Raw genomic sequence first — 11,841 nt, forward strand, 5'->3', positions numbered from 1 at the left:
CTGTTTCAACGTCTTTAAAAAGTCACTTTGAATTTGACTGTTTCCCATAGTGTTTTCGGAGTGTACTTCCTCATAAAGTGTAAAGGCTCGACCCTTGAAAGCGACAGCAGCTCTGAGCATAACGAATTTACTGCTATATACAGAGCTCCAATCAATAGCGATAAAAAGTTGCTTTATATTTGAGAATTGAAGGGCTAATTGTTGATAAATATTAATTCTATTTTGATGTAGTGTTTGGTTACCCAGTAACCTGTCAATGCGTTTAATACCGTATTTTTCAATTGAGCTATTTGACTGTGCTAACGCTCTACCGATAGAAGTTAAACTCAGTCTTGCACCATGTTTAACTGCATCAACAGCTTCCATTAATGACTGTTTAATTCGTTTATCAAATTTAATTGGATCTATCATATTTAGTGTGGATAATGTCATTTGATGTCTGTATCTGTTAGGTTTGTTTTTTGGCGAAAGTATATTTAACAGATCACAGGCATCACTTCAAAATTTGTGGGGATCCTTAAGGCTTAAGCCTCACCTACAGAGGTAAATATATTGTAGATTGGCCTTTAGGCTAATGCTTTTGATGTTTAATCTGCAACGGTTAATGTTCTGTATGTGTCATAAGCAAACTGATCTGTCATACCACTTATAAAGTCTTGTAGTAATCTACAGCGATAATAAAATTCATATATGGATTTTTGTTCATTATCTAATTTATCCAGAGTTTGTTTGTATACTGAAATAAATTTGCTTGAAATACGATTAAGTAACCGTGTTTCAACAGGGAAAACATGTTCTTTATTAATGATCTTTTGAAAATCAACGGCAGATAAATCTAGTAGTCGTTGATATTCATTTAGTATTCCTGAAGTGATTTTGTAGCCTTGTAATTCGAGCTCTTCAACTTCTGTATGACAAAATACATGTTTAAATGCCACATTCTTTAGGGCTGCTGTTATCGCGTTTTGGTAACTTCCATCTTCTAATAAAGATTGATTAAAGCTTCCATCATAAACCGCTTGCAGATTATCAATAAAGCGGTTTGTGGCATGAGTGACTAAAGGATGAATTAAGCCAACTCTTAACCAAATAAAAAACTCATTTTCAAGATTCTCTTGATTTTCAATTGCTTTTTTATATGCATATTCACATTTACTACGCATGAAATTAATTTGAGTTTCATTATTAATTTTGTATTTTCCGCTTATGTTTTTGTATTCATCAATTAATAATGTTTTGAGTGTTTCAACACGAATGAATCCTTTTTCTACCGCATCTTCCATATCCGCAAGGCAATATGCAATATCATCGGCAGCTTCCATAATGTATGCAACAGGGTGTCGGTTTGCGGGTTGTATTTGAAGTTTGTCATACAGCTCAAGTACAAAAGATTCCTCACTAAAGTAATAACCTACTTTTTTTTGTAAATAGCTTTTAGGATGTGCTTTATGGGGTTTTTGCTCTGTAGCACAACGTGTATATTTTAAAATGCTGGCTATTTGGCAATAAGTAAGGTTAAGGCTCGATAGTGAATAAATAATGCGTATGGCTTGCGCATTACCTTCAAAGTTACAAATATCGAATAATAATTTAGCTTCTTGCGTATCTGGTATTTTTTGTGCTGTGTGGTTAAAGGTTTTGGCGATTACACCAAATTTCTCATGTTTTGATAGGTAACGCAAAAACCAATCATTTATTGCGGCCTCTCCAAAGTGACCAAATGCAGGGTTGCCTATATCGTGCATTAAGCAAGCCATTTCAACTAATGTTACCAGTGGCTCTGCTAAAGATTGTTGATATCCTTCTTCCGTAAAATTTAATATATGTTCAAGGTTGTCTTCTTTTAGCTTTTTTATGATGGACTTTGCAATAAAACGGCCATTTTGTTGCACTTCTAACGAATGAGTCAGACGAGAGCGTACAGCCGCGTTGCGCTCTAATGGGAATACTTGCGTTTTTTGTTGTAATCGGCGAAGTGCAGCGCTATTTATTATTCTGCCCCTGTCACTTTCAAGGCTGCTAGCGAGCGTTTTTTGTTCATTCTTAGGTCTTAGTTTGTTGATTTTAAGATCAAAGTCCATTTTATCAGCCTGATTATTATACAATTGTTTGTATTCTAATCTGATTTTTAATTTTTGTAAATTTAGCTTTTATATGATTTTTTAGTTTAGGAAGGAAATGAATAAATTAATCTTGCCCCTCAGTTGCCTCAGCTCAAAATTGAAGATACTTTAACAATGCGATATCAATTATATGATTACTCTGCCTCCATGAGTTGGGGTTTTTATGAGTGAGTAAAGCATTAGTGTGTTGAGTTGGCAGTTGAAGTTATAAAAAAATCAATAACAGATAATTTAATCAATATTGTATATGACTGTGATGTGAACTCACATTTCGTTTCAATCTGGTTTTAAAACAGGTCATCAACAAACTTCTGATTATTTTTGGAAGCAGGTACAAATGGTTACCTACTTTGAATTTTATAAATATGAAAAGGACGGTATGTGAATAAAACAATCACTGCATGTTTCGAGCAATTTAATGCCAAAGAAAGGTTTCATTTATTAAATAAAACATCGGGTGGTGGAGCATTTAAATTATCTGAAGACTTTAAATATGAGCTTGAATTAGTGCTAAATGTTAAAATTCCTTCTGAGTATTTTTTTGCGATGGACTATCATTTAGACTGGGTTTTGGCTGCTTTAACTCAGTTTTATGGCCAGCCCCAGGAAAATGCTATTCATGATAATAATCATAAGCTGATTAAAGGCACTCAAGAAGATGTCGACCTTATTTTAGTTTTTAGTGTCTCTGGTAAAAATCATATTGTATTGTTTGAAGCTAAAGGGTTTACAAGTTGGAGTAATGAGCAACTAAATAAAAAAGAGAAGAGGCTTGGTAACATTTTTAATTATATAGAAGCTCACAATGTTAATTGCACTAACTTGAAGCAACATTATATTTTAATGTCGCCTAATAAACCGCAAAAACTAACCTTAGCAAGAGAAGAGCAGAGATTTGGCTTTATTAAATTAGAAATGACCAGCGGTCACAAGTATGTCACTAGAGTAAATGAGCGGGGTCTATCGTCTAAAAAAGGAAAACAATGGATGGTAAAAAATCGATAATATGCATTCTAAAATAATTCAAAGATCGGATCTGTATGCTTTTAACTAGCATTGCCTTATTACTTATTGGTATTTTAGGCTATTTGGCACAATCAATCGGTTTATGTTTGGTGAGAGGGGTTGATGAGGCAACTAAGGGCAAACCTGCTTTTTTAATTGCCATATTATGTAGCGGCTCTTTTACTTGGCTTGTTGCAATGCTGTCAGGTTATTTTGATTTGTCGCCTGTATTCATTTCCTTTGAATTGAGCTTTTATGCTGTTTTTGGGGGGCTATTATTTGGAGTCGGAGCCACATTTAATAATGGTTGTGGTGTCTCTACGATAAGTAAACTCGCCCGTGGCAATTTGGTTATGCTGGTGACCGTACTCGGTTGGTTTATTGGTTGGTATATTTTAACATTGTTCATGCCAGATATTCAGATTATACATTATGACCATCCCATTTTTTGGCAATATGGATTTTTAATATTAAGCTCAGTCATTATTCTATTTTTTATGCTGTTTACCAGTAAGTGTAATAAACGGCTTTGGTTGTCTATGTTAGCAATTGGATTTATGGCGAGCATTGTATTTTTAATAGAGCCAAAGTGGACGCCCAGTGCTTTATTAAAAGATTTGAGTTATGCACTGATTAACCATGAAGGTCAAAACTGGCCAAGTTTAATGCGTTTTGTTTTAATTTTATCACTTATTACAGGTATGTTAATTGCGGCAATTAAGACTAAAACATTTAAGTTTAAACTTACAAATGTAAAGCACAGTATTAAACATTTATTTTCAGGTATTTGCATGGGGGTAGGGGCTGCTATTGCTGGTGGTGGAAATGACAGTCAATTGCTATTAGCATTACCAAGTTTATCGCCAGCAGGCTTCACAACTGTGTTTTTCATGTTATTGGGTATTTATATGAGTAAAAAATTGTTTAAGGTATAAGTTTCAACCTAAGTCTATTTGAACCATTACAGAATTATGTAATTAATATTTATGGTATAAATTTTGCTCTAAGTAAAGGAAGTTTAAAGACATTTATTTGGCAATGGAATGGCATTAATTATAGCAAGCAATATTTCAACTTTGAATGCACAGAAAAATTTAAATAACCACTCAGAAACAATTGATAATGCGCTAAAGCGATTGTCTTCAGGTTTAAGAATTAACTCTGCAAAGGATGATGCGGCAGGCTTGCAAATATCAAATAGGTTAACATCTCAGATAGATGGTCTGACTATCGCTACTCGTAATGCAAATGATGGTATTTCTATCATTCAAACGGCTGAAGGTGCATTAGAAGAAACAACTTCAATACTGCAAAGAATACGTGATCTGGCTTTGCAGGCGGCAAACGGTACACTGGCAACGAATGACCGTAAAGCCATACAAGCGGAAGTATCGCAGTTAGTTCAGGAGGTTGGTCGAATTGGTGATACATCTCGGTTTTCAGGGCGAAAATTATTAGATGGTAGCTTTAATTCAACAGATTTTCAGATTGGGGCTAATAGTTTTTAAACGGTGACCGCCAGTATTTCTTCTTTTTTACCTGATGATATTGGGGATCAACGTTATCGATTAAAAATGGATTATCAAGGGGCACTTAGCTTAGGTAATTCGGCAAGTAAAGATGCGGGATTAGGGGGGGGTATTTTGGCATCAGCAGGAACAAAGTACCTTTCATCTACTTTGACAAATATTGATTTAAATATTAAAACACAAACTGTTTCAACAACGGTTAATGTTTCCCAATCAGCTTCTGCTTTTGAAATGGCCAAGCTTATAAATGTAAATTCAAAACATACTCAAGTACAAGCTATTGCTAAAACATACGCTGCTTTAGATTTTTTTAATGCGTATATGACAAATATTAATGTTCAAAATGGTATCGATAATGGCAGATCCTTTGTACTTGAACCTGCTGTGAACTTCAGCTTTGATTTAAGTACAACTGGCTCAGAATCAGCTTCTATACAGGTTGAAATTGTTAATTCTGAAGATTTGTTAACCCTAAGTAATAAAATAAATACATATTCAGATATTACGGGGGTAACATCTAACTTTACAAGTGCAGGAAAAGTAGAGATATTAAATGATGATGGTAAAAATATTCATTTAAAAAATATAAACTTTGAGTATCTTGCAGGGCCTGACAATACTAAAGATTACCATCTTGATATTGTGACGTATGAGTTTGATGGTGATACCGATAATAAAGATGATGCTATTGCACGTGAATACGGAGTTATTAATGCACAAGGGGCTGGTGCGCCCCCAAGTGTGAAATTATTTGAAGCAGGTGTGACCATAGTTGGTACCATAGAGCTTGCTTCAAAACTGGACTTTGAAGTTTCTTCAAATGAGAAAGAAATAACGCAAGCAAATACGGGTGTACAATATTCTTCATTAAGTGAGGTTGCAGATATAGATGTGACTAAACCTCTTGATGCACAGTTTGCTGTATTTACGGTAGACGGCGCTTTATATCAGGTAGATTCACAGCGAGCACGTTTAGGCGCAATTCAAAATAGATTACAAAACGCTATCAATAATTTTGGAAATATTATAGAAAAAAGTTCATCTTCGCGCAGCGGTATTCGAGATTCTGATTTTGCATTAGAAACTTCGATACTCACCAAAGGGTAAATACTGCAACAAGCCGGTACAGCTATGCTTGCACAAGACACTGAACAGCCAGAACAAGTGCTGACTTTATTGCCTAATTCATAAATAAAAGATGAGGTATTTTATTGAGTAACAACTTTAGCAATTAAGGTACATGCGGTTTGTACTAAATGGTTGTTTTATTAAGAAAGTAATTGATTTTTATTTGAATTACTTAAACCAATATTTACTTTCGATATTTTTTACTTGCTCAGATAAATATTTATTTTCAAGCCAAATCCACTTTCTATTAGGCTCTGTTAATAATTTTTTTGCATTCATAACAACAGGGTGGTTATTAAAGTATTTTAAAAAACTACCATCACGATAAGCATTGTTTAATCCTAGGGTAATTGTATTGGCTAGTCTTTTATTATTTGGTGCCACAAAAAAAAATGAAGGTAGCCGATAAGCTAAAATAATATTTGGATCAATGCTTAATTTTGGATGTTTTTTCATAGCAATATTAAATTCAGCATTTATTTCATGTGCGGCACGTGAAATAGCTGAAAACCGTCCACCGGCGAGCATGTGGAATAAATCATGGTATGCAGCTGTTATGACTGTTAATCCAGCGTCTCTCATTATCGGTTCATCTGGCCAATCAAACCCTAAACCAAAAGTAATGCCTTTAAGGTCTGTTATATTGTTTACATTTATAAAGGCTGATTGTGAATATTGTGTTGTCATCATTACTCTGTAACCCATTAAGCCTCTAAAGACAGGAATTAAGATAGGCTTAAGTTTCGCTTCAGCTTTATTTGTTGTGCCCATAAAAGCAATGTTCACAGGACCATTTTTGAGTATGCTATTTATTAGCCGTGCATGTGTCATATCTTTTGCTTGCACAGGGTGCATATCATAACTTTGTCCGCTTTTATCTAGTGCTAATTTTAATAAACCTATCCAGTAATCTTCGTCATCAGTGAGTGTATTGTTTATTGTGCGTTGATAATATTTTACCTGTAAAACTTCAGAGCGATCAGTTGACATATAAGTAGCAGAATCATTTGCATAAGTAAAAAAAGAGGAAAGCAATATAGTGGGTAGTAAGAATAAAAATGAAGCTATTAACAGTTTGGGCACGCTAGAACCTTTACATGATTATTGAACAAAACTCATTAATGAATTTTAGTATAAAGCGTGAGTAAAAGCATTAGTAAGATATTGTGATTTTGAATACCTGTTTATAGATCAATAATGGTTTTTCTCGATTAGGTTTTAGCCTAATAGTCATAAAATAAGGCTTAAGCCTCACCTACGGGTATATGATAGTTTTGGTGTTTTTCTGTAGATTGGGGCTTTAGGCTAATGGTTTAAAGTAAGGCTTAAACCTCACTTACAGGTATGTATATTTTTGTAGCTTGGCCTTTAGGCTAACTTGTGTAATTTTTTTAAATTACACTTTTTCTAAAATAATATTGTATTGGTATTCATTATGTTTATTTGTTTTTTTAGCTGTCATTAAGGTTTGTTCTTGAGTTGTTTTGGACTTGAATAAACCATCCTTGTTATTTAATGGATGATCCGGAAAATACAGTTGCGTTAGTAGCGATATATAGCCAAGTTTACCAATTTTGAAATGAATATGAGGTGTTCTTTTATCACTACGGTTTAAAGGGTAGGCGCCTGGCATAACTGTTTTAAACCTAAACTTACCTTGCTTGCCACTTTGTAATATTGCCCAAGATTGAAAATGTTCATCTATAGGTGCATGACTTGTATCGTGTGGATGATGGTATTTTCCAAAGCTATTTGCTTGCCACAGATCAATTGTAACGTCTTCAATTGGGTTTAAATTTTGATCTAATACCTGACCAAATATTTCTATGATTTCCCCTTTAGCTGAACCATTTTTTCCTTTAACTTTTGTTAAATCTGCATCTTTATCTTTTTGCGGTGTTATGGGATAAAAAGGTCCTTCAACTTCTTGTGGGGTACTCATTTTAGCCAGTGTATTACTTGAAAATATACTCGTTATTGAGCCTAATATAGCGCTTTTTATAAAAGTGCGACGTTTAATTGATTTCATGTGTTATGTCCTTATTAAATTTATAATTAAGCCAAGATTATGTTTAAAACAAAATTACCTATTTTATAAAGGGAAATCCTATTAAAAACTTATAAATGTACTTAATAGAAAAATAATAGATTTAAAAATAAATTAAAACAAACAATCAGATTGAAATGGGTGAATAACCTATTAAGCTCATGAGTTTATATGGAAATATCATTAAAACTGATTTAAAAATTAAAGTTAAATCGTGCCACTATTTTTGTTTAGGGAAGTAAAATACACATTTTTTGATTTAAAACAAAATAATGTTTTTGTATGTTTTGAGGTAAATTAAAGTTGATTTAGATCAATAATGAGAGGTTTAGAAAGCGCATAATTTATGTGTTGAAACATCATTAATGAAGGATTATAACCATGAGAAAAAGTGAAATTGTTATTTTAGTATTAGCCGTTTTAGTATTTGTAATTGGTGTTGTTGGGCATTTAGCGGGAGCGAGTTTTGCTAACTCAGATATGTTTGGATATTTTGCTGCACCAGTACCATTTGTTATTGGACTATTAGCATTTATTGCATATAAATATGCTGCAGCGCATGACCAAGATTAAAATTTTCACAAAGTGTAATTTAGTCGGTTGACCTTTAGGTATTGAAATAGGCTTATGTGATAACAGTGTAAGTCTATCGGCATTATGCCTCTGTATTGTTCTGGTAGTTTGTCTAGTAGGAGTCTAACCTACGAACTATGTGAGATTTTATTTTCAGAGTAACCTAGGTAATGACTAAGGTTAAACCACTGAAATATGCATCCGTACTGTACTAGTATCTAAACTTGGCTAGTCAGAGTGTTACCTGCGGATGTATATGATATTTGTATTTTGGACTTTAGGCTAATGGTTTATATATTAAATGGAATGTCGTAATCGCTATGAAAGACTGGAATGTTGCGAAGAAGGAAATAGTAATAAAAAAGATCAGAGCCTGTTCGACTCTCAATGATCGCTCTGATTTAAGTTTTTTAACTTAATATCAGTCTAGTTATAACCTTTTTCAAAACATGCATCGTCTTGATTTTGGTTTTTTTCATTTTTTACTGCTTGTAACTTCATAATAATGTCCTGCTGCTCATATTGTGTTTACTGGATTTTTTTGTCATACAGGTTTGTTTATTGTTGAAACATTATACATTTCATTTATAAATACCCTCCTGCTGCATTCATCAAGGAAATGTTGAACATTCTCATGGTGAATTTGACAGGTTAAACATACAACAGTTTAAAAAAGATGTACATACTATTAAGACAATTATTAAATTATTTATTCATATATCGTTATAATGAGTGAGTTTTGGTGTAGGTGAAGTTTTATTATTCACTGAAACTAGGTAATAAGTGCTGGTTTTACATGTGTTGCTCTTCAGCCCAATAATTTAAAAAATTTGTAAGTTTACTCGCAATATATTTTGTATTGCCAGCATATCAACGTTTATATAGGTAAAACTTCACTTACAAGGCTGTGTTTGTAGATTGGCCTTTAGGCTAATGGTTTGGCATTGAATGGTTTGATTTGTAAGACTACCGGCAATATGCTCCAGCATTGCACAAGCACCTACATCCCTGTAGGCAAAGCCTCACCGACATTAATTCCTTGTGGATTGGCCTTTAAGCTAATGGTTTGGCATTGCGTGATTTGACTTGTAAGGATACAGGCAATAAGCTCCAGCATTGCACAAGTACCTACATCCCTGTAGGCAAAGCCTCACCGACATTAATTCCTTGTGGATTGGTCTTTAGGCTAATGGTCTTTCATTGAGTGGTTTGATTTGTAAGACTACCGGCAATATGCTCCAGCATTGCGCCAGTATCTACATCCCTGTAGACAAAGCCTCACCTACATTAATTCCTTGTAGATTGGCCTTTAGGCTAATGGTCTTTCATTGAGTGATTTGTAAGGCTACCGGGAATATGTTTCTGCGTTGCGCTAGTACCTGCATCCATGCAGGCAAATCCTCACCTACAATTAATTCTTTGTAGATTGGCCTTTAGGCTAATGGTTTTTAGCTTTATGAGTTATTTTATTTTTATTTTCTTTAAAACTTCAAATAAGTACCTTAAGTCTTGCTCTGTCAGATATTTATGATTGACTGAATCTTTAAACTGCTGCCAATTTTGTTCTGTAATCTGGCCATTGTGTTTTAAATAAGTTGATAGGTTTTGATTGATACTTTTGCCTAAAGCAATGAGGGCGGGGCGTACTTGTGTTATTAAATCTCGAGGCATTTTACTATTTTTTTCAGTGAGTAATCGGGCGCGATAGCGATATTGTATGACTTTAGCTATGTTCATTTGAGCTTGATTAAACGCAAGGGCACTTGTGATATCTAAACCAAATTGTTTAGCTGTTTTAGCGGCTGATTTTGTGACTTTTTGCTCGCGTATTAAATCTTCAATAGGGAGTTGATTAAGGGCTTTGTAATGAGCTACATCTGGCATATAAGTTAGGCGGCTATTTAAATCGTTAAATAACAGTGATAAGTCTGAAGCTTGGGCTAAGTTTGCCCATAAAACACATATAGTTAAGAATAAACGCATTGTTATTTTGCTTTTTAGTAAATGATGGGGCGTATCATAACTTTAATTTCAAAAATTACTACTTTAAACCCTTATAATGCCAGTCGGCACCTTTTTAACTCAGCTATAAAACTTGTGTTTAATATATGTTCTGAACTTAAAATACAAGGAACTTAAATGACTTATTCTAAACTTTATACTGCGATGTTTGTGCTTATTTCTGTTGTTGGCTGTAATAGCTCAAATGATATTAAAGAAGAACCCTCTGTAATTGAAAAAGTTGGATTTGAAGCAAGCTGTATCACTATTGAATGCGAACAAAATAATAAAGAAGTGGTATCACAAATTTATAATGAAGTGATAAATAATAAAAACTCGCAAATAACGTATTCAGTATTTTCAGAAAATTTTATGCAACACAGAACGGGAAAATCTACCGAAGTTTCTGCTCAGGAAACATACTACAACGAACTACTAACAACCAATCCAGATCATACCGCGGCTGTTAAGCATATTGTTGCCGATGGGCAATACGTTGCGGTTCATTGGCATTATTCACAAAATTCAGAAAACGAGTTTTCAGGGCAAGAAATTGTTGATTTATATAAATTAGAATCAGGTAAAGTCATAGAGCAATGGAATAAAATAGAAACAGTCAGTGATAGCTCTGCAAGTGGTAACTCTGTGTTCAGTGATTTATATGTATATCAAGGTGATAAACCATCAATTAGTGATTCTGAATTGGAACTTAATAAAACGAGGGTAACAGAATTTTATATTGAATTATTTAGCACTGGTAATGTAGCACTTGTTGACGAACAGGTTGATCCTAGTTATTTGCAGCACAATATTTGGGTGCCTAATGGCAGTCAGGCATTAAAAGACTTTGTGACATATTTAAAAGGTGAAAATAAGCTGAGTGATGTGACAATAGAGCGTACATTAGCCGAAGGTGATATTGTTTGGACATTTATGATCAAAGATAATTTATCTTTGGTAGATTTATGGCGAGTAGAGCAATCAAGTCAAAAAATTGTAGAGCATTGGGATATTTAATTTTATAAATAAAGCGTATGCTATTTTTAAAATAGAGTTACTTAGCTTTAATACAGCGAGGTAACTCTTTTACTCACGTTAATTTTGGATCTCAGTGAAGCACTTTTTAAAAATTATGACCGCTACCAATAAACTTTTCTGGTTATACCACTTTAGTGGCTGTTTGCTTGTTGTGCTATCGTACTTTGGTATGCATAGTTATTATGGATACAATGTATATAATTTAACCTTGTCAAATCTGATAGGTATGGGGCTTTTTTCAGTTACTGTATTAGGGGCTGTTGATCTTTGTTTGAATTTTGTGCGTAAGTGACAATCTCGTATAATTCACTTCGCCAAAACCAAACTAAACGAGATTGTCATGCCCCGATTAATGCTCACTGATGAGCTGTGGTCGAAACTAAAAGCTATATTGCTT

General features: G+C 33.8%; 10 protein-coding genes and 1 pseudogene. 6 read left to right on the forward strand and 5 right to left on the reverse strand.

Going from position 1 to position 11,841, the window contains the following annotated elements:
- Nucleotides 1-432 (reverse strand): annotated as a pseudogene (locus tag BM088_RS26165) (hypothetical protein); the annotation flags it as partial.
- 155 nt (nucleotides 433-587) lie between these two features.
- Nucleotides 588-2,081 carry a dGTPase gene (dgt, locus tag BM088_RS26170; protein ID WP_091991782.1) on the reverse strand — a complete coding sequence of 498 codons (1,494 nt, stop codon included), beginning with the start codon at nucleotides 2,079-2,081 and terminating at the stop codon, nucleotides 588-590.
- A 423-nt stretch (nucleotides 2,082-2,504) separates the two neighbouring features.
- Between dgt and BM088_RS26175 the strand changes: the two genes are divergently transcribed.
- The 4 genes from BM088_RS26175 (at nucleotide 2,505) to BM088_RS26190 (ending at nucleotide 5,764) form a co-directional block, all read left to right on the forward strand.
- On the forward strand, nucleotides 2,505-3,128 hold the full coding sequence (locus tag BM088_RS26175) for a hypothetical protein (protein WP_091991784.1): 624 nt from the start codon (nucleotides 2,505-2,507) through the stop codon (nucleotides 3,126-3,128).
- A gap of 35 nt (nucleotides 3,129-3,163) precedes the next feature.
- The gene (locus tag BM088_RS26180) at nucleotides 3,164-4,063 is read left to right on the forward strand and encodes a YeeE/YedE thiosulfate transporter family protein (RefSeq protein WP_091991786.1); all 900 of its coding nucleotides are present in this window, start codon (nucleotides 3,164-3,166) and stop codon (nucleotides 4,061-4,063) included.
- Between the two features lie 108 nt (nucleotides 4,064-4,171).
- Nucleotides 4,172-4,636 (forward strand): flagellin N-terminal helical domain-containing protein, encoded by a 465-nt coding sequence (locus BM088_RS26185; RefSeq protein WP_091991788.1) that lies wholly within the window; start codon nucleotides 4,172-4,174, stop codon nucleotides 4,634-4,636.
- 3 nt (nucleotides 4,637-4,639) lie between these two features.
- Nucleotides 4,640-5,764, forward strand: a complete 1,125-nt coding sequence (locus BM088_RS26190; protein WP_091991790.1) for a flagellin — start codon at nucleotides 4,640-4,642, stop codon at nucleotides 5,762-5,764.
- Nucleotides 5,765-5,953: 189 nt separating this feature from the next.
- On the opposite strand, the gene BM088_RS26195 is transcribed toward BM088_RS26190, so the two are convergent.
- Both BM088_RS26195 and BM088_RS26200 read right to left on the reverse strand, forming a co-directional pair.
- Nucleotides 5,954-6,868: a hypothetical protein gene (locus BM088_RS26195; protein WP_091991792.1), complete on the reverse strand. Its 915-nt coding sequence runs from the start codon at nucleotides 6,866-6,868 to the stop codon at nucleotides 5,954-5,956.
- Between the two features lie 313 nt (nucleotides 6,869-7,181).
- The gene (locus tag BM088_RS26200) at nucleotides 7,182-7,814 is read right to left on the reverse strand and encodes a dioxygenase family protein (protein WP_091991794.1); all 633 of its coding nucleotides are present in this window, start codon (nucleotides 7,812-7,814) and stop codon (nucleotides 7,182-7,184) included.
- A gap of 399 nt (nucleotides 7,815-8,213) precedes the next feature.
- On the opposite strand from BM088_RS26200, the gene BM088_RS26205 reads away from it, so the two are divergent.
- Entirely contained in the window at nucleotides 8,214-8,405 is a 192-nt protein-coding gene (locus BM088_RS26205) for a hypothetical protein (protein ID WP_091991796.1), read from the forward strand.
- A gap of 1,461 nt (nucleotides 8,406-9,866) precedes the next feature.
- Here BM088_RS26205 and aroQ read toward each other — a convergent pair.
- Nucleotides 9,867-10,388, reverse strand: a complete 522-nt coding sequence (gene aroQ / locus BM088_RS26210) for a gamma subclass chorismate mutase AroQ (protein WP_091991798.1) — start codon at nucleotides 10,386-10,388, stop codon at nucleotides 9,867-9,869.
- A gap of 156 nt (nucleotides 10,389-10,544) precedes the next feature.
- Here aroQ and BM088_RS26215 point away from each other — a divergent pair, with 156 nt between their 5' ends.
- Nucleotides 10,545-11,423 (forward strand): nuclear transport factor 2 family protein, encoded by an 879-nt coding sequence (locus BM088_RS26215; RefSeq protein WP_091991800.1) that lies wholly within the window; start codon nucleotides 10,545-10,547, stop codon nucleotides 11,421-11,423.
- The last annotated feature ends 418 nt before the right edge of the window (nucleotides 11,424-11,841 follow it).

This window comes from Pseudoalteromonas denitrificans DSM 6059, assembly GCF_900112265.1.
Lineage (GTDB): Bacteria > Pseudomonadota > Gammaproteobacteria > Enterobacterales > Alteromonadaceae > Pseudoalteromonas > Pseudoalteromonas denitrificans.